Source organism: Mycoplasmopsis columbina (genome assembly GCF_900660685.1).
GTDB lineage: Bacteria > Bacillota_I > Bacilli_A > Mycoplasmatales > Metamycoplasmataceae > Mycoplasmopsis > Mycoplasmopsis columbina.
In genome coordinates this window covers 155,971-179,870 of sequence record NZ_LR215041.1, presented here as the reverse complement: position 1 = coordinate 179,870, position 23,900 = coordinate 155,971, and the positions used below count along the sequence as shown (strand labels likewise).

General features: G+C 28.8%; 14 protein-coding genes and 4 rRNA genes. 13 read left to right on the top strand and 5 right to left on the bottom strand.

What is annotated here, in order from left to right:
* Positions 1-212: 212 nt before the first annotated feature.
* From EXC37_RS00930 to EXC37_RS00910, 5 genes are all read right to left on the bottom strand, one after another.
* The gene (locus EXC37_RS00930; protein WP_006608633.1) at positions 213-851 is read right to left on the bottom strand and encodes a DUF4065 domain-containing protein; all 639 of its coding nucleotides are present in this window, start codon (positions 849-851) and stop codon (positions 213-215) included.
* A 190-nt stretch (positions 852-1,041) separates the two neighbouring features.
* Positions 1,042-3,926, bottom strand: a 23S ribosomal RNA gene (locus tag EXC37_RS00925).
* A 331-nt stretch (positions 3,927-4,257) separates the two neighbouring features.
* Positions 4,258-5,771 (bottom strand): 16S ribosomal RNA (locus EXC37_RS00920).
* Positions 5,772-6,140: 369 nt separating this feature from the next.
* Complete coding sequence (locus EXC37_RS00915; protein WP_029891937.1) at positions 6,141-6,809, bottom strand: chromate transporter; 669 nt, start codon at positions 6,807-6,809, stop codon at positions 6,141-6,143.
* A complete protein-coding gene (locus EXC37_RS00910; protein ID WP_029891938.1) occupies positions 6,810-7,418 on the bottom strand; it encodes a chromate transporter in 609 nt (202 codons plus the stop codon).
* Positions 7,419-7,537: 119 nt separating this feature from the next.
* On the opposite strand from EXC37_RS00910, the gene EXC37_RS00905 reads away from it, so the two are divergent.
* The 13 genes from EXC37_RS00905 (at position 7,538) to EXC37_RS00845 (ending at position 23,819) form a co-directional block, all read left to right on the top strand.
* Positions 7,538-8,182: a hypothetical protein gene (locus EXC37_RS00905; RefSeq protein WP_029891939.1), complete on the top strand. Its 645-nt coding sequence runs from the start codon at positions 7,538-7,540 to the stop codon at positions 8,180-8,182.
* Between the two features lie 7 nt (positions 8,183-8,189).
* The gene (locus tag EXC37_RS00900; RefSeq protein ID WP_029891940.1) at positions 8,190-9,884 is read left to right on the top strand and encodes a hypothetical protein; all 1,695 of its coding nucleotides are present in this window, start codon (positions 8,190-8,192) and stop codon (positions 9,882-9,884) included.
* Positions 9,885-9,927: 43 nt separating this feature from the next.
* Positions 9,928-10,033, top strand: a 5S ribosomal RNA gene (gene rrf, locus EXC37_RS00895).
* Positions 10,034-10,255: 222 nt separating this feature from the next.
* Positions 10,256-11,017: a hypothetical protein gene (locus tag EXC37_RS00890; RefSeq protein ID WP_029891941.1), complete on the top strand. Its 762-nt coding sequence runs from the start codon at positions 10,256-10,258 to the stop codon at positions 11,015-11,017.
* Positions 11,018-11,205: 188 nt separating this feature from the next.
* A complete protein-coding gene (locus EXC37_RS00885) occupies positions 11,206-11,532 on the top strand; it encodes a carboxymuconolactone decarboxylase family protein (protein WP_006608455.1) in 327 nt (108 codons plus the stop codon).
* Between the two features lie 346 nt (positions 11,533-11,878).
* Positions 11,879-12,937, top strand: coding sequence for an SPFH domain-containing protein (locus tag EXC37_RS00880; RefSeq protein WP_051660710.1), 1,059 nt, complete (start codon positions 11,879-11,881; stop codon positions 12,935-12,937).
* A 1-nt stretch (position 12,938) separates the two neighbouring features.
* Positions 12,939-13,427: a hypothetical protein gene (locus tag EXC37_RS00875; protein ID WP_029891944.1), complete on the top strand. Its 489-nt coding sequence runs from the start codon at positions 12,939-12,941 to the stop codon at positions 13,425-13,427.
* On the top strand, positions 13,420-13,770 hold the full coding sequence (locus EXC37_RS00870) for a hypothetical protein (protein WP_029891945.1): 351 nt from the start codon (positions 13,420-13,422) through the stop codon (positions 13,768-13,770). Before EXC37_RS00875 ends, EXC37_RS00870 begins: the two co-directional genes overlap by 8 nt.
* A 21-nt stretch (positions 13,771-13,791) precedes the next feature.
* Complete coding sequence (locus EXC37_RS00865) at positions 13,792-14,514, top strand: hypothetical protein (protein ID WP_029891946.1); 723 nt, start codon at positions 13,792-13,794, stop codon at positions 14,512-14,514.
* Positions 14,515-14,742: 228 nt separating this feature from the next.
* Positions 14,743-16,731 carry a S8 family serine peptidase gene (locus tag EXC37_RS00860; RefSeq protein ID WP_029891947.1) on the top strand — a complete coding sequence of 663 codons (1,989 nt, stop codon included), beginning with the start codon at positions 14,743-14,745 and terminating at the stop codon, positions 16,729-16,731.
* Complete coding sequence (locus tag EXC37_RS00855) at positions 16,724-17,449, top strand: hypothetical protein (protein ID WP_029891948.1); 726 nt, start codon at positions 16,724-16,726, stop codon at positions 17,447-17,449. The genes EXC37_RS00860 and EXC37_RS00855 overlap by 8 nt, the downstream gene beginning before the upstream one ends.
* 70 nt (positions 17,450-17,519) lie before the next feature.
* Positions 17,520-17,625 (top strand): 5S ribosomal RNA (gene rrf / locus EXC37_RS00850).
* Positions 17,626-17,855: 230 nt separating this feature from the next.
* Entirely contained in the window at positions 17,856-23,819 is a 5,964-nt protein-coding gene (locus EXC37_RS00845; protein ID WP_029891949.1) for an MGA_1079 family surface serine endopeptidase, read from the top strand.
* Positions 23,820-23,900 lie beyond the last annotated feature (81 nt).

Sequence of the window (23,900 nt, the reverse complement as noted above, 5' to 3'; positions counted from 1 at the left end):
TTTCTTTATTTTCAATTTTTTACTATTTTCAAAAATATAATGTAAATTTGCTAGCGGTTTAACAGATTCAATACTATGGAAAAAAATTTTTTTACCATAACTTAATGATACAAAATGCTGATGTGGTTTGATCATTTTTTTGTTTAATTGATAAAAATTGAAATTTCTATCATTAGGATAATTTATTTTAGAAATAAAAATATCTTTTAACATTATGTTCAAACAATTTCATTATTAACTTTGTGAACTTTCAATATTTTTAATTTTTCAAATTCATCATATTTATGGTCTAATTGGTATTTTAATTTAATATATGTTATTTCTTGTTTAGATAAATTTTGATCATTATAATACAGAATTACGTTATCAAATCTAATATACTTTTCATGTAAAAAATCCATGTTTTTATACAATTTGAATAGTTGATTAAAATGCAAAATTAAATGATTGCTTATATTTTTTATATTTAAAGTTTCATTAAATTTAGTTATTCTGTATAAATTATGTAAGTGTGTTATTTTGCTCAATTCTTTATAGTTTAAGGCACCATAAACATAATTAATGATATAAAAAATTATTTTTTGTTCTCAAGTCAATAAAATTATTGGTTTGCGTTGAATGAATGCAATTTGTTTTAAATTATTAAAATTAATTCTTACATACTGATTAATAGGTCCAAATTTAAATTTAATAAAATCAGCATTGACAAATAATTTTTCATTGTAAATTGCATAAAACATTAAATGTGTTAAATATAAAAGTTTATTCAATTTAACATTAGAACCATAACTATAAGCTTTTAGACTTGAATTATTATTAAAAAATCAAATTGCTCCGTCCCTAATTAACATTTTTTCTTCCTCCACTTTATAATATTAAAATTTCTAGATAAAAAGAAGAAAGTGAACAAAATAAGAACAAATGGCCTAAAAGTTTGTGAAAAATCCTAAAAAAGTAATAAAAAAACACCTTCAGGTGCATATTCTTTGAAAACTGAATAGTAATTTTATGGTTCATTGAAATGTCTTAATACACATAACAACTTTTAAACCGATCGATTTATTAGTAATGGTCAGCTCAACGTATTACTACGCTTACACCCCCATCCTATCAACCTCATAGTCTATAAGGAATCTCAAGGGAATACTTATCTTTGAGGAGGCTTCCCACTTAGATGCTTTCAGCGGTTATCCTTTCCGTACTTAGCTACCCAGCTATGCTCCTGGCGGAACAACTGGAACACCAGTGGTACGTCCACTCCGGTCCTCTCGTACTAAGAGCGGCTCTCATCAATATTCCAACGCCCACATCAGATAGGGACCAAACTGTCTCACGACGTTTTGAACCCAGCTCGCGTACCGCTTTAATGGGCGAACAGCCCAACCCTTGGAACCGACTCCAGCTCCAGGATGCGATGAGCCGACATCGAGGTGCCAAACCTTGCCGTCGATGTGATCTCTTGGGCAAGATAAGCCTGTTATCCCCAGGGTAACTTTTATCCGTTGAGCGACTGCCATTCCACAATGTACAGCCGGATCACTAAGTCCTGCTTTCGCACCTGCTCGACTTGTAAGTCTCACAGTCAAGCACACTTCTACCTTTGCGCTCTGCATACGGTTTCTGACCGTATTGAGTGTACCTTTGAACGCCTCCGTTACTCTTTAGGAGGCGACCGCCCCAGTCAAACTACCCACCACGCACTGTCCTCCCACCTGATTATGATGGCAAGTTAGAAACTCAATATAACAAGGGTGGTATTTCAAGGTTGACTCCCTTAGAACTGGCGTCCTAAGATCAGCATCTCCCACCTATCCTACACATGTTAGACCAAATTTCAATACGAAGTTATAGTAAAGCTCCATGGGGTCTTTTCGTCTTGATGCGGGTACCCAGCGTTTTCACTGGGACCATAATTTCACCGAGTCTAGTGTTGAGACAGTTGAGAGATCATTGCGCCTTTCGTGCAGGTCAGTATTTAGCCGACAAGGAATTTCGCTACCTTAGGACCGTTATAGTTACGGCCGCCGTTCACCCGGGCTTCATTTCAACGCTTCGCATAAAGCTAACGCATCCACTTAACCTTCGGGCACTGGGCAGGCTTCACCCCCTATACATCACCTTGCGGTTTAGCAGAGAGCTGTGTTTTTGATAAACAGTTGCCCCTCATAATTTACTGTGGCCTATGTGTTACCATAGGCGCCCCTTCTCGCGAACTTACGGGGTCATTTTGCAGAGTTCCTTAACACTAGTTTTCTCGCTCGCCTTAGAATACTCATCTTGGGGACGTGTGTCCGTTCTCGGTACAGGTTTCCTTAAATTTAAGTTTAGAAGCTTTTCTAGGAAGTATGAAATCACCTAATTCGCACTTGACGTGCTATGTGTCATTTCTCCCGGTTATGAGTTGCGGATTTGCCAACAACTCCCAGTTAAAACTTACCCCACAATCCAATAAGTGGTAAGGCTATCCTTCTCCGTCACTCCATCACATTTAAAGAAAGTACAGGAATATTAACCTGTTGTCCATCGACTACGCCTGTCGGCCTCGCCTTAGGTCCTGACTAACCCTGGGTGGACGAACCTTGCCCAGGAAACCTTCCCCAATAGGCGTCGTAGATTCTCACTACGAATCGTTACTCATACCGGCATTCTCACTTCTTAGCGCTCCACCAGTCCTCACGGTCTGACTTCATTGCCCTAAGAACGCTCCTCTAACGTACAAATGTACCCGTGGCTTCGGTATCGTGTTTTAGTCCCGTTAAATTATTGGCGCAAGACCTCTTGACTAGTGAGCTATTACGCACTCTTTAAAAGGTGGCTGCTTCTAAGCCAACTTCCTAGTTGTTTATGAAATCTCACAACCTTTCTCACTTAACACGATTTTGGGACCTTAGCCGACGATCTGGGTTGTTACCCTCGCGAGCCGGGACGTTAGCACCCCGGTTCCGACTGCATGACAATACATAATGGTATTCGGAGTTTGATTATAGTCAGTACAGCTAGGCGCCGCCATTCCATATTCAGTGCTCTACCACCAAAACTTAACATCACACGCTAGCCCTAAAGCTATTTCGAGGAGAACCAGCTATCTCCAAGTTCGATTGGAATTTCTCCGCTATTCACAAGTCATCCGGGCACTTTTCAGCGTACTACGGTTCGGCCCTCCACTTGGGGTTAGCCAAGTTTCAGCCTGCTCATGAATAGATCACCTGGTTTCGGGTGTACTTCAACATACTAATGCGCCCTATTAAGACTCGATTTCTCTACGGCTCCGCTTTTTCCGCTTAACCTCGCATGTTAAAGTAACTCGCCGGTCCATACTGCAAGATGTACGCCATCACCCATAAACGGGCTCTGACTAATTGTAAGTAAGTGGTTTCAGAATCTATTTCACTCCCCTTTCGGGGTTCTTTTCACCTTTCCCTCACGGTACTAGTTCACTATCGGTGTCTGATTAGTATTTAGCCTTACCGGGTGGTCCCGGCAGATTCAGACAGGGTTTCACGTGCCCCGCCCTACTCAGGATACGACCAAGAGACTTAACAATTTCGCATACGGGGATATCACCCTCTCTGTCGCTTCTTCCCAAAAGCTTCTGCTATCATTAAGTTTTGTAACTCTATGTAGATCGTCCTACAACCCCATAAAAATGGTTTGGGCTCATTCTCGTTCGCTCGCCGCTACTAAAGAAATCATTATTTATTTTCTTTTCCTCTTGCTACTAAGATGTTTCAGTTCACAAGGTGTCTCACTCATTTTCCTATGTATTCAAAAAATGGCAACTAGACATTACTCTAGTTAGGTTTCCCCATTCGGAAATCCCCGCTTCATAGCATATATCCGGCTCCACGAGGCTTATCGCAGGTAATCACGTCCTTCATCGACTTTCAGACCCAAGGCATCCACCACAAACTCTTCCTTATTTAAAAGTATGTTCCTAATTGGTTATTTTATGATGTGTATTTTAAGACATTTCAATGAATCATAATGTTTTATGATTACTCGATGAATCAAAACAAATTGACTAAATTTAAAATTTATATTTGTTTAGATGTCGTTGTAAATATTTTAAAATAATTTACTATTCAGTTTTCAAAGAACAATTGAGAGAATGTTCTCTCAAAACTAGACATAATGCTTATGACCTAAAAAAGCCATGAACTGTTGATATATATAAAATGATGTTAGGTCGAAAATTATTAAATTTAAGGTTAAAGTGAATTCATATTCCAATAATTGAATTCTTAATGTACTCCGTAGAAAGGAGGTGATCCATCCCCACGTTCTCGTAGGGATACCTTGTTACGACTTAACCCCAGTCACCAGTCCTGCCTTAGGCAGTTTGTTTATAAACCGACTTCGGGCATTACCAGCTCCCATGGTTTGACGGGCGGTGTGTACAAGACCCGAGAACGTATTCACCGTAGCGTAGCTGATCTACGATTACTAGCGATTCCGACTTCATGTAGTCGAGTTGCAGACTACAATCCGAACTGAGATCGGTTTTTTGAGGTTTGCTCCCTGTCACCAGTTTGCTTCTCTTTGTACCGACCATTGTAGCACGTGTGTTGCCCCACTCGTAAGAGGCATGATGATTTGACGTCGTCCCCACCTTCCTCCCAATTACTCGGGCAGTCTCCTTAGAGTGCTCAACTTAATGTTAGTAACTAAGGACAAGGGTTGCGCTCGTTGCAGGACTTAACCGTACATCTCACGACACGAGCTGACGACAACCATGCACCATCTGTCATTCTGTTAACCTCCACTATATCTCTATAGCTTTGCAGAAGATGTCAAGAGTGGGTAAGGTTCTACGCGTATCTTCAAATTAAACCACATGCTCCACCGCTTGTGCGGATCCCCGTCAATTCCTTTAAGTTTTATTCTTGCGAACGTACTACTCAGGCGGATCATTTAATGCGTTAGCTGCGCCGATGAATTTTCCATCAGCTAATGATCATCGTTTAGGGCGTGGACTACCAGGGTATCTAATCCTGTTTGCTCCCCACGCTTTCGTCTCTCAGTGTCAGTATATGTCCAGTTAGCTGCCTTCGCCATATTGGTGTTCTTCCTTATATCTACGCATTCCACCGCTTCACAAGGAATTCCGCTAACCTCTACATAACTCTAGTATGCCAGTATCCAACGCGGTTTGGGGTTGAGCCCCAAAATTTGACGTCAGACTTAACAAACAACCTACAGACGCTTTACGCCCAATAATTCCGGATAACGCTTGCGACCTATGTATTACCGCGGCTGCTGGCACATAGTTAGCCGTCGCTTTCTAATAAGGTACCGTCAAGGCAAAAGCGTTCCACTCTTCTGCTTTTTCTTCCCTTACCACAGCAGTTTACAACCCATGGGGCCTTCATCCTGCACGCTGTGTCGCTCCATCAGACTTTCGTCCATTGTGGAATATTCCCTACTGCTGCCTCCCGTAGGAGTCTGGGCCGTATCTCAGTCCCAGTGTGGCGGTTCAGTCTCTCAACCCCGCTAAACATCATCGCCTTGGTGGGCCGTTACCTCACCAACTAGCTAATGTTGCGCACCCCGCTCCTTTAGCGGAACAATTGCTCCTTTCACACACCTTTCATGCGAAAAATGTGCATATTTGGTATTATCGGCTGTTTCCAACCGCTATCCCAATCTAAAGGGTACGTTGAGTACGTGTTACTCACCCATTCGCCGCTAAGTTCCGAAGAACTTCGCTCGACATGCATGTATTAGGCACACAGCCAGCGTTCATCCTGAGCCAGGATCAAACTCTCGAAAAAATTGACTGTCATGTTTATATGTCTAGTTTTCAAAGAACATTTTATTTGTTGCTAAATGTTAGCTTACTAATAATAACAAAATAAAGAAATTTTCAAAGAATTTTTTTTATTTTTTTTAGCAATAGTTTTGCTTGAACATTTTTGCAATAACAATTATGCACTAGAATATTAAAAAACAAAACATTTTTTTATTTTTTTATTTTCTAAATGATTATGCAAAATTAGAAGCATTAATGATGTGATTATTTTTTTGTGAATTTATTTTCACGACTTCACGACTTAAAAAAATAAATATATATAAAAGTATTAACTAAATACTAGTATATATATCTTATTTATATTATGTAAACCTTATTTCATATAGAAAAATTAATTCAATCATGGTTGAAATAAAATCAAGGAGATAACAATATTGACAATTATTAAAATAAATAGTGAAATTTTTTTACGATAAAGATATCAAGATACTATGACATTTAAAGGTGCATAAATGTAAAGTACTATTGCCCTTCAACCACTAAAAAAATGTGCTTTTGAATTATTAAAGCTAATTTTAAAATAATTTCCATTTTCATTAAATTTCACAAAAGGTAATAAAACACCAATAAATAATTGCAGTCCTACTGAAATAATAATACCTGCAACCACAGGTTTCATTAATGTTAAAACACGTTTTAGAAAACTTTTATTTTCAAATTTTGTAATGTATTTCATTGCTAAGGCCATAATTAAAATTGCAGGTAAACAAAAGAAAAAATAAGTTAGGAACATAAACAAATATCCATATCAAGCAATTTCTCCACTTTGTTGATTTCCGACTAAAAGACCTGTAAAAAATGCAAACTTAGTAGAAACAACTCCTGGCGTAGCATTTGCAACTGTAAAAACTTGATTTATGTGCGTTTCTTGAATATTAACTCCAAAATTGTTTGCCAAAAGTTCCCAAAGTCATTTGAACATAGGCATAAAAACTTGTCCACCACCAAAAACTGAAAGTGAGATTAAAATAATAGCAACTATTGCAACAACAAAAAGCATTTATTTATTCCCCTTTCCTTTTTCTCTTTTTTTTATTTTTTTAGCTTTTAAATATAAAAATAATTCAATAAGTCCCACAATTAAAAAAAGCAAAATCATCACAATTACTGGAATATTACCAGGTGAAGGAATAAAGAAACAGAATGCAAAAGTAAAAATAAACAAGAATAATCACAATGGTGTATTCATTTGATTTTTACTTTTTTTCATATAACTTCAACCAAAAGCAAACAAAACTCCAGCAATGGAAGTTAAAACCCCTGCTGCTATAACATAAAGATAATTTAACGGTAATTTATTAACTGCCAAATATAAACCAAAAGCCAAGAAAACATGAGGCAAAATGGAAATTAAAGTTAATAATGAACCTCATAATTTACCAAAATGTTTGATACAAATGTAACTTATAGCTTGAATGACAGAAGGTCCTGGTAGCATATTAGTAACAATTACCATTTTGTCAAATTCTTCAATGTTTAATCACTTTTTACGATCTACTGCTTCTCTTTTAATAACTGGCATAAGTGCATTACCACCACCAAAACCAATGAAAGTTATTTTTAGCACAAAAAGAAAAACCTCTAAAAATAACTTCTTTTTTTCTTGCATCTTTAAACTCCTTAAAATATTATTTTTAATTATAAAAGAGCAATAAAATATTTTGAGAAATATAATTATGCTTATATTAATTATTAATTTTAATAGTTTAGTAAAGATTAGGAAAAAATATGAAAGAGACAATTTTAAAAACAATTCCGCAAGAGACAATCTTTTTAGAAAATGAAGTTAATATCTTTTTACCCTTAGAAAACAAAATAAAAATTGATGAATGTTTACAAAGCAATAATTTTGAAAACTTTCAACTGGATTTTCTAAAAACTTATTTTCTATATGATGATTTAAAAGACTTTTTTACAGTAAATTTAGACAAAATTAAGGATTATAAATTTAGTTCATTTTTTAGAGAAAAACATAATTTAGATTTCAATTTAAAAAGTTTAAGAATTATAGAAAATCAGAAAAATATTTTATGATTAACTTTCAAAATTGCTAATGTTGAGTTAAAAAAATTAAGTTATTTCATCTTGCATTTTGATTCTATCTATTCACAATATCAAAATGAATATAAATTATCTTGCGAAAATCAAATTAAAATTTTTTCAGCAAACAAAGAAAATGAAAAAATTTGTCTAAATTTAGAATTTTTTAGATGAATTCTGAATTTATCTTTCAAAATCAATGATGTTGAAAGATATTTGCCTAAATCGTTAGATTATTTGAACATGAAAAAACTAGTTGGTTATCTTATTTTAAATTCGTCGCATGAAACTTATTTAATTGATATTAAGGAAATTTTTAAAAATTATAATTAGGAGTATTATGGAAAATAAAACATATAAAAATGAAAAGAATAGAGAAATAAATGAGTTTTCTTTAGATCTCTTAGTCAGAATTAAATCTGGCCGTCTTAAAAAAGATGATATAAAAGAGGGTCAAGAAATAAAGAACGACAACATTCTAGAAAAGCTTTTTTGAAATAATTCTTCTTCTTTTAATCTCGAAAGTTATAAATTAAAAACTTCTTTTTTAAATAAATTATTTAGTTTAGAAAAACAAAATTCTGTTAAAACCTATAACAATCCAATTGTTAAATCAGCATATTTTAATGAAATTGATAATAATAAAAATTCTTTTAAGGTCTTTTTTAAAGGCACAAAAGAAAAAAATTATGATGATCAACTTAAATTTGATTTTATAATTAATCATCTAGCTTTATTAGAAATTAAAGCAGCTGATTTCTTTATTTTTAAAGTTAATCTTTCCTTTAGAGAATTAAACAAAAATTATTCAATTGTTGATGTTCAACATTTTTTAAACAGTTTTAATTCATTTAACAAAAAAACAGAAAAATATTCTTTTGAAATTAACAATAAACTTGAAAACTCTCTTTTTGATTTTTTTAGATGATTACTTAAAAAATCTTTTGCTGTTAAAAGTCCAGAATTTGTTTTTGAAAAAAACAAAGACATGAAAAATGCAGAACGTTTAGCAGCCTTTATTTACTTAGGTACTAGTAAAAAAGACTTAAAAGGATTAAGCGAACAAGAAATTAAAGAAATCAAAATAGATGAAGAAATTTATAAAGAGGAAATGAATAATTTTAATTATTATCAAATTTTAAATCTATTCTATAGTGAAAATAATAGATCTAATGATATTATCAAATCAATTGACAATTCATTTCCTGGCATTAATGTTGCCATTTCTAAAAACAATATGGTTTATGAATGATTTTTTAATAATAGTAAACACAAAAGCTCACTTCATTCTCTTAATTTGATATTTTTCTACAATTATCTTTTTAAGACATTTTTAGTTGATTATCAAGACAATCGTTTCGTTGAATTAAGTAGTTATTGAAACAAAATTCAAGATGGGTGAAAAAAATTACAAAATCAAAATCTTTTAGAAAAAAATGCTAGCACATATATTAATTGCATCAATAAAAATTTAATTGAATATTCTAAATTGCTTAATACTCACCGTAATGATGTTTTTGAACTTGAAACCTTTGAAATTTCTGACCAATATAATAATTTAAATGATGATTTTGAAATTATGAAAAAAGAAAGCCAAATTGACAATTTACTTGAATTTTTCTATAAAAGATATGAACACTTTAGTAATTTAGAGACTAAAGAAAGAGAAAATTTGCAAATGCAAGAAGATAAAGTTCAATTAGTTAGTGAAAAAGTTGAACTTTATCGTAAATTAAAGAGACATCGTAATTTTGGTTTTATCGAAATTTTCATTTATGTAATTGTAGCTATTATTACAGGTTCATCTATTTTTCAAGTTATTCAAGGTTTTGAATTAGGCAACAATTTAAATTTAATTATTATTCTTAGTATTACTTTTGTTTTTATTTTTCTCGCCGCACTTTATCGAAGTATTTCATATTTTAATGAACGTTTTGAAAATAATAAGGTTATGCGTAATTTAGAAAATGAGTTATGAATAAAATACAATATTGATATCAAAGAAGAGTTAAGAAAAAAACAAAGAAAAAATTAAAAAAAATTCTTTTCTTTTATTTTTTTTATTGTATTATTATTTCACAAGTGGTTATAGCAAGGGTGTCCACCTGATCCCATTCCGAACTCAGTAGTTAAGCCCCTTAGTGCCGACGATAGCAGAGATGTGAAAATAGGGAGCTGCTTTTTTTATTGTCTTTTTTTGATAATTTATAAAAAATAATAAGATGTGAAAATTTTCACATTTTTTTGTATTTTTTATCTTAGATAAAAATCAAAAAGAAATTAATCTAAAATATAACCAATAAATAAAAATAAAGAAGGAAACTTAAGATATTCAATTTGAATTAAAAATCCATTCTAATTATTAAAGTAATTTGAGTAGAATAATTGAAATATCTTTATTAAAAAATGAGTAAAAAAATAAAGTTAGTTTTCTCTGTTGTTTTTTCATCTCTTGCTTTTCCATTAATTGTAGTTTCCTGTGAAACAAAAGAAGAAAAACAAAATGAGACATCTAAATTTGATTATAGTATTTCAAAATATGTAAAAGTCACGAAAGAAGCAAATGATCCAAATATTATCTCAACAATAGATTTAGATATTCCTGATTATTCTAAGAAAGCAATTATTTCTCCAGAATGAACAGTTTATGACTATGAAAAAATTCAAAATATTTACAAAGAATATGATGGTGATCTAAAAAAATTAAATCTTTATAAAACAAAAGATCAGTTTTTGACTTACTTAAAAGAAAAAAGTTCATTCTATAGTAAAAATGAAGAAACGCAAAAATTAAAAAATTGATTTGATGATTTTCAAACTTGAAACGATAAAACTATTGATTTTGATAAATATGACGTTTTGGAAATATTTTTTGTAGCAGATCAAATTGGTCCAAGAACTTTTATTCAATTAATTTGGGATAAAGATAAAACTTATTGAATTTTTAGTGAACATCCACCATTTGTTTATTTCGTTCCTACTGTTATCGAAATTTCTACATTCCAATATTTTATTTTTGTTGAGAAAAAACGTAATTTAAATCTTGACAATTTAGAATTTTTGGGGTCTGAATATATTTCAAAAGAAATGTGAAATGATAGAAAAAATAAAATTCTTCAAATTGAAGCAAAAGATTTTGATTGAAAAAAATATGATCCTTTTGAATAGTTATAAAGATAATTAGAATAACCATTTAAACCACCATAATTTAAGACAATTTTACTTCTTAAATTATGGTGGTTTATTTTTTAATAATTAATCAAAAAATTAAAAATAATAAAAAAGCTAATTTTTTTATATTTTTTTATTTAAAAATTAACTTTTTAGTAAAATAAAGATACGAAAAGGAGAAAAATATGTCAACACAAAAGAAAACAAATTTTGAAATTTTAAAAGAATTACAACCTGAAGTAGTTAAAGCATTTGGCGAAATGTCAAAAACTTTATATTCAACAAATCATTTACCTGATATTACTAAAGAATTTATTGCCGTTGGTTTAGCTGCTGTGCAAAGATGTAAACCATGTTTAAAAGCTCACCTTACTAAAGCAATTAAACTAGGTGCTACTTATGAACAAGCTTTAGAAGCTGCATCAACCGCCATTGGTTTTGGTGGCGGACCAGTTTATATGACTGTAATGAATGATGTAATTGATATTCTTAATGAATTAACAAATAAATAAATTTTCACAAACACTTATAACGTAACAAATTTTGTTACGTTTTTTTTAAGTTAAATATCAAATTAAGACATTTAATAAATCAAAAAAATATTTAAGTTCAATTATTTTTTAGTCACTTTGCTTTTTTGGTAAAATTAGCATGGTGAAATAAAATGTTGCAAAAAAATACTATAAATAAGTGTTTAAAGTTAAATATATCTAATATATATATATATATATATTAATATTTTTTAATAAATTTTATTTTACTTTTAAAAAAATAATGAATCAAAAAAACACACAAAAGGGGACTTTTTAGTTCTTTTTTGTGTGTTTTTTTGACTTTAAATTTTAAGGAAAGGAAAAAATGTTCAAAAAAAAGTCTATTCTTTCTGTTATTGAATGAACTAATGATAATAATGAATATAATCCTAATTGATTAATTTATCGCTACCCTGAAACACAATTTAATAGTGGTTCAAAATTGATTGTTAATCCTGGTCAAGTTGCTATTGTTGTTTATAATGGACAAGTTAAAGAAATAATTCAACCAGGAACACATGAATTATCAACTAATTATTTTCCATTTTTAAATACTATTCAAACAATTTTGTATGGTAAAAAACCTGCTTATCCTATATCTATTTATTTTATTAATACAGTTTTAAAATTAGATATACTGTGAGGAACACAATCACCGCTAGAAATTCGTGATCCGGTTTATGGAATTATTCTAAGAATTAGATCAAGAGGTCAATTGGGTCTTAAACTAGAAGATTATCAATTTTTTTATGAAAAATTAGTTGGTTCTTTTGCTACATACAATGTAATTGAATATAACTTTGTTTCAAGTCAATTTAAAGGATGAATCAACCAAAATATTAAAACAATCATTGCTCAATTTTTAGAAGAAAATAAAATTTCTTATGATCAGATTAATGTAAATTTACATAAAATTCAAGAAAAAATCAAAGAAGCTATGGACCCAGAAGTACAAAGCTTTGGATTTAAATTAGTTAGATTTGCAATCGATAGTATTAGTATCCCTGACGAAGATAAAGAGAAAATCAATAGAATTTTAGAGAAAAAATCAGAACTTTCTTTATTGGGAGAAGATTATAAAAAAGTTAAGGGTTATGATGTTTTAAGTTCAATGGCACAAAACACAGGCACAACTGGAACAATTTTTGCCACTGGAAATATTATGGGATCTGGCAGTGGTAACTTTGTTGATTCGCTTGTCAATGATAAAAATAACCAAGCAACAAATAATACTTTAAAGGCTTGTTTAAAGTGCAATTGGAATAATGATTCTAATTCAAAATTCTGTTCAAATTGCGGAAACTTAATGAAAAAAATCTGTACAAATTGTAACATTGAAGTCATTGGCAGATTCTGTTCAAACTGTGGTAAGGGAATGGAATAATATGGAAAAAAATAAATTAAATTGAATTTTATTAACTATTTCAACTCTCTTAATGATTATTGCAATAATTATTCCTTCAATAATTACTAAATGACCATTTTATACAGATAATACTTACTTAGGGCTTTATTTACTAACTAAATTAGTTGGTTTTGCTTATTTTATTTTTGTTGTTGTTTATCTTGTTATTAAACAAAGAGCAAAAGGAACTTATCTTGCATTAGGCGCATTGGCATTAAGCAGTTTATTAATGCCACTAGTTACAAGGTTAATTTATCTTGGTATAAACAATTTAAAACAGGAATTAAAAATTGGAATATTTTTTATCTACTTTATATTAATTATTATTTTGATAACAACTTTAACATCTCTTTATCTTAGATTAAATAATAAAATGATCAAAACTGATAAATTAACTAAAGCTAAATCAATTTCAATAAGAGAAATAAATGAAGATTTTAGCACTTTAAAGAAAGGAAACAATGAATAAAAGAGAATGCATTGGTTGTGGAGCAAGTTTAAGTGCTTATAGTCAAATTTGTAGTTTTTGTAATGCCGATAATCCACTGCCTTCAAAATCAGAAAAACACGATGATAAATCTTCTGTAGCGCTTAATGAAAAGTTACTATCTAACATTAAAACAAATAAAAATAACACTGCAGAAAGTAAAAAAATATCTTTACAAAAACAAAAAAAATTGCAAAAATGAAATTCAAAATCAAACTCAAAAAGTAAAAAAATTTTAATTATTGTTATTGTTATTTTAGTTTTATTTGGTGTTGTTCTTCCAGCAATTTTTATTGGTCTTGCCCATGGAATAATATTCCGTTAAAAATATTATTAGGAGAAAAAAATGATTAATTTTAATAAAACAGAAATTTTTGTTGTTTTTGATGAATATGGAGATTATAACTTTTTAAGTGAAACATCATATGCTTCTCCTTTTACAGGAGAAGAGTATTTAGATATTGCTGATAATCCTACTAAATGAAGTTTATATCATGATAATTTGACAAGTCAATACATGATAGCTACTAATCTAGAATTAAATGCTTCAATTATTAACGATGAAAATGCAATTATTAATAAATTTTTAAACAATATTTCTGAAGATGCAAAAACTTTTAAAAAAGGAGGTTATGAATTTTATAAATATGTTCCAATTAAAATTTTAAAAAATATAGAAGAAAATAAACATTTGATTAATTACAGTGAATTTATTCAAATTTTAAAAACTAAGTATATAGAAGAACATGGAACAGAACCATCAACACAGCAATTAATTGAAATTATTAACTCTAATGATAAATATTTAGTTATAGGTTTAACTACTCCAGCTAATTTTTCTTCTAGAACACAATTTATTGCTAAAGAATTAGCGTACAAGTATTCTCCTGCAGTTGTTCAACCTGAAATTATTGTTGGTTCAAATTTAAGAGTTCAAAAAAGAGTTAAATTAACTCCAAAACAAAAAAAGGCATTTTTAATCGGAATCCCTATATTTATAGTATTAGTCATTATTCTTGTAGTATTGTTTTCAGTAATATTTTCATTAAATGCAAGGTATATGATATAAATTAATTTAAATTACTATTACAACAAAAGAAAAATTGAAAAATACTTTTTTGTTGCAATTTATGAAAATTTTCATATTTTTTTATAAGATTCTTAACTAAACAAAATATTTATAATTTTTACTTTAAAATTTAAATATGAAATCAAGACAAAAAATAACATTGTTTCGGAACTAAAGAACAAATTTTGTTCTTTAGTTCTTTTGTTTTTTTAAGAGAAAGAAGGAAAAATGAATATAAAAAAATTATTAAAAAACGAATTAATACTTTCAACTATTGCAATCCCTTTTTCATTTTTAAGTGCAACTTTTAAAAATGATTATGATACTGAAAACAATAATAATAAAAAAATAACTGAAGAAATTTTTGATGCTCGTTTATCAAGAAAAAATTCAGAAAATACAAAAATTATTGAATCAAATAAGATAATGATTGTTTTAAATGTTCCTTTGAAAATTGATAATAAACTCAAAAATTATGAAAATTGGAATAAATCATACATAGAGAAACTCAACGAAATATTGAATATTAAATATTTAGGATTCGATTACATAAAATCTGCGCCATACATATGAATTGAATATTTTAATCAAGATCAAAAAAGAAAGATTTTAGAACTTTCAAAATTCAAATGAATTAAAAATATTGTTATTCAAAAAACAGCTATTAACAATCCTGTAACTTATCAAAGTGAATTTTATAAAAGCAGCGAAGACATTCTCAGAGAAATGATTGAAGAGGAAGAAGAAAGAGAAAGAGAATGAAATGCAACACCAAAAGAGGATACTTTCAAAGAACAATTTGAATTTGTTAACTTATGAAAAACAATAAATACAGAAAAAGAATGAAATAAATATTTAAAAAATAAAATTGGCGTTATTGAACCAGTAGGCGAAAAATCAATAGATAATATTGGTGTTCCCTATTTTACTTCGAATTGGTGAAATGAAGATAATATATTTGACATTTCTATTACTAAAGAAAAATTAAATTCCCATGATTATAATTCACATGCTAGCTTAGTTGCTGCAATTGCATCTAGTAAAGCAGGAATTGCAAAAAATTCAAATTTATATTATGGATTTCTTAAAGGAAAGAAATATTCTGAATGACAAAAATGATATAAATTAATAGATAGTTTTGTTTCAAATGGAATTAAAGTGATTAATCATAGTTATGCAGTTCTTTATGATAAACAAAATTTATATGAAGATGAAAAAGACAAAAAATCTAAGTCCAAAGATAAAGAGGAATTTCTTCAATATCCTAAATATTTGGATATGATTGCAAATAAATACAATATTTTAAATATTTTAGGAACCGGAAATGATGAGACTAGAAAAATAAAATATAGTAAATATGCTAATAATTCAGTGATTGTTGGTTCATTAAAAATTCAAAATGACAAATGAAAAAGAAGTTGATTTAGTCAATATAATAAATATGATGAATATTCTGATTTTCCGGCGCCCACTGTTGTAACTCCTGGAGAAAATTATCTTGTAAAAACTATGAATGATGAAACAGTTTTTTACAATAAACCTATGAAAGGAACAAGTTTTGCTACTCCAATTGTAACTGGTATGGCATATTTATTTAGAAATTTTAAAGAATTTCAAAACAAAATTAGAGACAATCAATGAATTTCAGCATTTAAAGCTTCTTTAGTAGTTGCTTCAAGCTTAAAAAAATATGATAAAAACAACTCTGATTTTATGCTAAGAAATAATTTAAGTAATGAAGTTGGTGCGGGATTACCTAACTATGAAAAAATTATTGAGGCAGGAAAAAGTCTAAAATTTTATTCAGGATATGATTTTTCAGATCAAAATGATCAAATTAAAAGTGATATATTTACTATAAAAAAAGGTGAAACAATTAAAATTGCTTTAGCCTTTGATGCATATCATTCATTAAAATTTCGTTATTCTTCACCTCATCATTATTTAGAAGATGAATATCTAGATGATTATACAATTGATGATAAACATTATTTATCTAACTACGATTTATGATTAGAAAGAAAAAATAAAAATGGAGAGTGAGAAATAGTCGGTCAATCTGTTGGAGAAGATACAACTATTGAATCAATTTTTTATAAAAATACAGAATACGATGGAGAATACAGATATACAATAGAAACTCGTAGATATGGTTTTGATATTGAAAACAATCCAAATGAAAATATTGCAATATCTGTGTTAAAAAATTATGAGTAAAAAAATAAAATTCATGTTTTCTTTTGTTAGTGCAATGTCTTTTGTTTCTTTATTAGCGGTTTCTTGCCAAAAAGAAAAACAAACTTCTTTAATCGATTTTGATTATAGTACTTCTAAATATAAAGAAACAAGTAGAGAGAGTAAAAATCCAAATGTTACTGCAGCAATTGATTTAAAAATTCCTAATTATTTTAACAAAGCAATTGTTTCATTTGAAGAAAACCTTAACTATACTCCAGAAAATTATAAAGAACAAAAATCACTTGAAATTTATAAAAATAAAGATCTTTTCTTAAATTATTTAAAAGAAAAAAGTGAGTTATTTCAAGAAGAAAAAAAGAAAGAATTAAAAGACTGATTTGATGACTTTATTAAATGAGGAAATGAAAATATTGATTTTAATAAATATGATGTTCTAGAATTTACTTATTCTCGAAATTTAGCTCCTGCTAGCGTTTTTGTTCAATTAGTTTTAAAACAAAGCAAAGCATATCTTTTTTATGATACTAAAACTTGAAATGAATTTGTTCCTGAAGTAATTGAAATTTCTAAATGACATTATTTTATTTTTGTTGATAAAAAATATAAACTGTCTCTTGAAAATATTGAAATGAAAAATAACACCTATATCACTAAAGAAATGTTTGAACAACGTGAAAAAGGAATTGTTCAAATTAAAAATGATAATTTTGAGTTAAAAGTTCAAAATGATGAATAAATTTATTGAAACAACTAAGAAAAAGTAAAAAAATGCTTTTTCTTTTTTTATTTTATTGTATTATTATTTCACAAGTGGTTATAGCAAGGGTGTCCACCTGATCCCATTCCGAACTCAGTAGTTAAGCCCCTTAGTGCCGACGATAGCAGAGATGTGAAAATAGGGAGCTGCTTTTTTTATTATTTTTTTAAAAAACAGCTTTTTTCCTTAAATTCCTATAAAAATGATGTTTCGGTATTTTTTTATTGATAAAAAAAGCAAAATAAAAAATTTTTAAATTTACAATTTGACAAGATTGTAAATAACTTTTCTAGGTTTGTTTTTTAAAATTTTTTAATTTTATTTTTTCTTATCTTTTATATTTAATATTATTAATAATATTAAAGTCAAAAAATAAAGGAGTTTTATGAAGAAAAGTAAAAAAATCACAATTATTTCTCTTGCTAGTTTACTTGCTATTGGAACAGCTGCAGGTGTTGCCGGTGGTTTAGCAGGTAATTCGAAAAAAAATACAACTGATTCTGATCAAAAAATAACAGATACTTTGAATAATTTGAATGTTTCATTCGATTATCTTAATAAAGAAAAAACATTTGTAGAAAACATTGTACTAGAAAAAATTATTAAGGAAGTTGAGCAAAACAACCTAAATAATGTTACTGTTATAGATTTAACAATTCTTAAAAGGAATGAAGAAGAAGGAAATGTTGAAATTCAATATAGATTAAGTGCCAAAAACAATGATAAAAAGGACATTTTGGGACAATTTAAAACGGTTATAATTAACGGTTTTAAAAAGGGTACTCAAGAAGAATATATTAATGGTCAAAAAAATAAATTGCTCGCTTTACAGTTAAATAGTTCATATGAAAATAAAGAAAATGTCTTTGCAAATGATGCACTTTTAGACAATGTAAATATTTCATTAAATAATGATTCTGTTAATAATGAATTTCCTAATTTAACTATAAACAAAGTGAATTTGACTTCTAATAAAGAAGAAGGAAAAATCGAAGTAATCGTTAACTTAAAATATACCGATTCTATTTTAAATCGGGATGTTTCTGTTGAAAAAAGTTTAATTATAGAAGGATTTAAAACTAAACAAGAAAACAATCCTCAACCTAGTAATCAAAGCGAAGCAAAAAATAAAGAAATTGCTAGATTAAATCAATTAGCAGCTAGTGAAGAAGTTAAAAATAATAGAATTCTGCCAAGCTTAATTGAAAGCAACAATCTAAGCAACTATGTAACTTTAAAAATAGAAGATACAATCAATAATGCCGAAATAGTAGATTTAAACATTGCTAACAAAAATGATAGAAATGGTACATTAACTCTTTCTTATAGACTTAAATCAGTTGTTGAAAGTGAAAATGTTTATAGCGAAAGCAAACAAATTAATATTTCAGGTTTTACAACTGAACTCACAAGATTAAATGCTTTAGAAATTGCTTCTGTTAATTATGAAAATAAAGAAAACACCTTGCCTTCTGAAATTAATGTAAATAATTTAACATTTACTTTTGCTAATTCAGATGCAATGACAAAAGTTATTGAAGTTTCAAAATCTAATATTAGTAATGAAGATGGGACATTAACAGTTTCTTTTAAATATCAATCAACTCGTTTAAATTTAACTGACGTTATAAGTCAAACAAAAACAATTAACTTAGATGGATTTAACTCATATAGAAAAATGAGAGAAAAAGAAATTTCTCGTTTAAATTCATTAGTTGAATCTAATGCTTTTTCACAAAACTTTAATGTAGGTAATATTGTTAAAAATCAAACTCTACCAAGTGAAGTTAATGATGATCAAATTCAAATTATTCAACCTGATGAAAGCCATTTAGCAAAAATTATCATTACAGAAATCAAGAATAAAAATAATCAAGATGGAACTCTTTTACTTGCTTATAAATTACAAAGTTTAAAAGATCAAACAATTTTTAATAATATTCAATCATCTTTAATCGCCCAAACAACCATTAATGACTTTTTAACCTATGAACAAGCCAAAAGCGCCGAATTAAATAGATTAAATTCAACTTCTTGAGAATTAAATTATCCTAATAAGGAAGAAACTACTGCTTCGCAAGCGCAAGAAAATGAATTTACTTTAATGAATTCAACAAGTAATGAAATTTTAACTAAGGTTCGTATTGTTTCTGCAGATTCAGTTAATGGTGAAGTTTCTCTAGAATATGCAATTAAAAGTACTAATCCAAGATTTGCTAGTGAAACTATTGAAAGTTCAACTAAAACTACAACTATTATAGGTTTTAAAAGTGATGAAGAGGCAAAATTATTAAGATATGTTAATGAAAATTACAATCCTGATTTAAAAACTGAATTAGCTTCTAATCCAAATATAAGACTTTTTGCTACAAGTATTAATGCAGATAATTTCAAATATTACTTTAATGAACCAGCACTTGAAAATGTAAATATACAACTTACAGATTTTATTTTAGATAAAGATAATCCTTTAAAATTGAAAGTTAATTATCAAGCTTCAAGAGATGGAGTTGTTGTTAATACATTTAAAAATTTTGACTTTACTAACAGTTTTATAGATCTTATTGACAAAATTCAATATACAAAAATTGAACAACTTTTTGATATTGATTTTTATGCATTATATCAATATTCACTAGAACAAATTAAAGCAAATGAAAAGTTACAAAATTTAATTTTTAAACCAAAATTTAATAAGGTTCAAAGATTCTTTAACTATAAATTAGATTTCGATACTTTAACAACACAAAATTCAACTGAAACTAGACAATATATCGACTTTTTCAATGAAAGAAATGACTACGAGTATGTTGTTCCTCATTTAAGCGCTAATGTTAATTTCTTATTACAAGATAATGTTGTAAAAACTTTATCTTTAAGTCAAAGCAATGGACGCGCATATGTTGACGCGCAAAATTACACTTATACAGAGGCTTATAAAACAACTAACTATTATCAGCAACCTTTAACTACTAGTCTTCATCAACTAATTAAAGAAGAAGCACAAAAAATCAAATCTGAAGAAGGTATTCCGGATCAAGATGTGAATAAATTAATTAATTTCTTTGAACAATTTAGAAACAATATTGCACCGCCTAATCGTATTAAAGCCAAAAGAAGAATATTAAGTAGAATCATTAATAAATACATTAAATTTGATAATTTTGAATCAATTGAAGTTGTTGATTACAATAATAAACTTAATCCTAATATTTACGAATATTTTGCTGATAAAAATGTTCTAAGATTTAGAGTTCAAGGAACAAATAAAATTACAAACCAAAGTGAAACTTTCTTCTTTGTTTGAAGAGCAGCTAACTGAGATCCAGAGAGTGAAGTTAATAAATTAATTTCAATAATTAAAAGTAATGATATGGGTAAAATTTTTGCTAATTCAACTGTAAAAAACTCAAATAAAACTCATAATAACATTCTTGCTTCACAAGCTTGAAGTGAGTTTGAAAATCTTTATACTCTTCCTTCACAAGGTGAATATAGAATTGGTTTAATCCCTCAAAGCTTAAAAAGGCCAGATGATAGTTATGCTAGCGATAAAGATGGTTGAGCAGATCTTAGATTTACTCTTTATAAAGGAAATGAAGTAGTTAATTCTAATTTAACTACCAATAAATTAAGAGTTAACTTCTTTAAACTAGCAACTAAGGATGATTACAAACCACGTAATGGTGAATGATTTACTGCGGAGGATTTCTTTGGCAATGGTTATAGTCAACCTTCACAAGCAATTAAAGATAAAATTGCTCAAATTAATGGAACTGACTTTGAATATAACTATGGTCAAGGTAATATGAAACTTGTTGATCCATATAAAATCATTGAACAAAAAGCTTTTGACAAATTAAATTATTTATTCAAATTCACTGGAGCATCAAGTAGTTCAACTTCAAATAATGAAGGTTTTGGTAACTTTGATAACGCTGATGCCGAAAGTGGAGAAAATGTTACTCCAGCAGATCCAACAAAAATTTACGATGGTGTTAGCGAATCCGCAGTAAATGTTAATGAACTTGCTCGTGATTACTACATTTATTACTTTAATGTACAAGTCGATCCAAGAGTTAAACGTCTTCCTGATACAGATTATCGTAAAAGACAACGTTTAGCTTTTTCTCTTGGTTTTATTAATAAAAATAATCCAAACGAAAGATGACTGACAAGAACAGATGAAGCAAATCTTATTAGATTAATTAATTTAAAAAATGATTATATTGATCTAATAGCTCCTGAAGCTGCACTTAATTCAATTACACCGCAGGATATTGTAAAAGAAGAAACATATGGAATTGGGCCTAAAATTTCGCAAATTACTGCGAGTGATTTTGCTGAACAAATTAAGCAAGCAAATCAAAACAACGCACCAATTGTTGATTACTTCACTATTAGAGATAATTTAACATATGACGATACTTTATTTAATAAAAACAACTTTAAAATAGCTGAAGTTAAATTAGCTAATGATCAAGAAGGTACTGCTTACATTAGATTCAAATATCAAGAAAAAGATCGCTACACTCAACAAATTACAAAAACAATTCAAGGAAGCACTTGATATAAAATTAATGGTTTTAAAACAAATCCAAGCGAACCAAGAAAAGATACAAGTAGTAGAAACGTACTTTACAGTAATTTAAATAGTTATTATGGCTTAACTAAAGTCTTTTTGAATGATCAAACTAATGGTAGCGTTTTAAGAAAACGTTATATTGAAATGAACTATAAAGATATTCAAATTGAAAAAGCAGCAAATAATCGTGCTATGACTTGATTGTTCAAAAAAGACTATTTCACAAGTCAATTAGACAGAGAAGGAATTAGAGATCCTAAAATAAACTTTCACTTTAGTGCCAATAGTATTGTGATTAATGAACAAAGATATGAACGGATTTTAAATCTTGATCAAGGACTTAATTTTACAATTGACTATCAAGAACTTAAAGCAAAAGGTCATATTGACATTTATGATAAAACTGAAAGTGTTTTTTCAAAAAACTATGGACCAATTGAAATACCATATCATGCTACATTTACTTTAACTAGTGAAGGTATTATGTTCAATTTTGAATTAAGAGACGAAGGCAGTTATCAAATTGTAGATAAAAACATTAATAGTGTTTTATTTGATAAGTTCCGGCAACAGGATGAAGTTAATAAACATTGAAATGAATTCTTGCCTGAAAAAGCTATGTATTTCGACAAAAATGGTGCAAGAGTTGAAATTGAATATGAAAACGATATTGCAAATGAAGTTTTCAATTCTAAACAAACCAATACTTATAACTACACCAAAATGGACTATACTCCAGAAAATCAACCAATTATTCTTTATAATGAAACTTATGAAGATGAAGATTTATTCAAATATGATCCAAATCAAATGATTAAGTGAAAATGACATGAAGGTTATAAATTAAGCAATACTTTTATGAATTTAAAATATAACCATCCAAAAGTCAAAGAAGTTATGGCAAGAACCTTTGCTATGAACCGTGGGTCAGCAACTATGTTAGGTAAAGTAAATGATGATCCAAATGATGGTAGATTTTATGCTATTACCAATAATCACGTAGTAGGAATGCGTAATGTACCAGATCCAACAACCAGTGTCGAAGTTCAAAATACTACTTTCACTAGAGCAGGATACAACATTGGCAATAATGTTGATAATGGACCAGGATACTGAGGTGGTTTATATGTTGAAAAGACACAAATTATCCCTGTTTGAACCGGTAAAAATCAACTTGATAATTCTGGCAATAGTGCACAATTTTTAGATATTACTGTTTTCATTGTTGACATAAATCCAATTATTCAAAATGCCACTAAAGCAGGTAAAATAGAAACTGCACAGTGATACAAAAATTGATTTAATTTACCTAATTTAAAACTTAATTCAATTACTAAAGATTATCAATGAAGCACTCTTAGTAAAAATGGTTCATATACAACTGGAGAAATATTCAATGGATGACCATATGGAAAACAAGGCGGTTATATTGTTAATCGGAGTGGTAAGGGTTCAGTCAATGAAAGTTTTACAAGAAAAGATGGTTATTTAACTCCAATTTACTTTAATGCTGGTAATTCAGGAACTGGTGTTTTAGATGCTGATGGCAATTATGTTGCAGCAATCAATTCTGGAAGACCACTTTCTGCCTTAGTTTCATGATATGGATTAAGGCCCGGAGTTAATTACTTTGGGATACTTGAAGAAGGCGAAAATGTTTTAGATTTAGCCAACAAAAATTCTCTTGCTTCAAATATTATGAAATTCAATGCGTATGATCCAACAATTGCTGTGCCTTATTGAATTAGAGACTTAGATAACTAAAAGTTAAAGAATTTATGCAAAATGCAATTTCTATTGCGTCAATAAAAACTAAAAACATATCAGTTTAATCTTAGAGTTAAA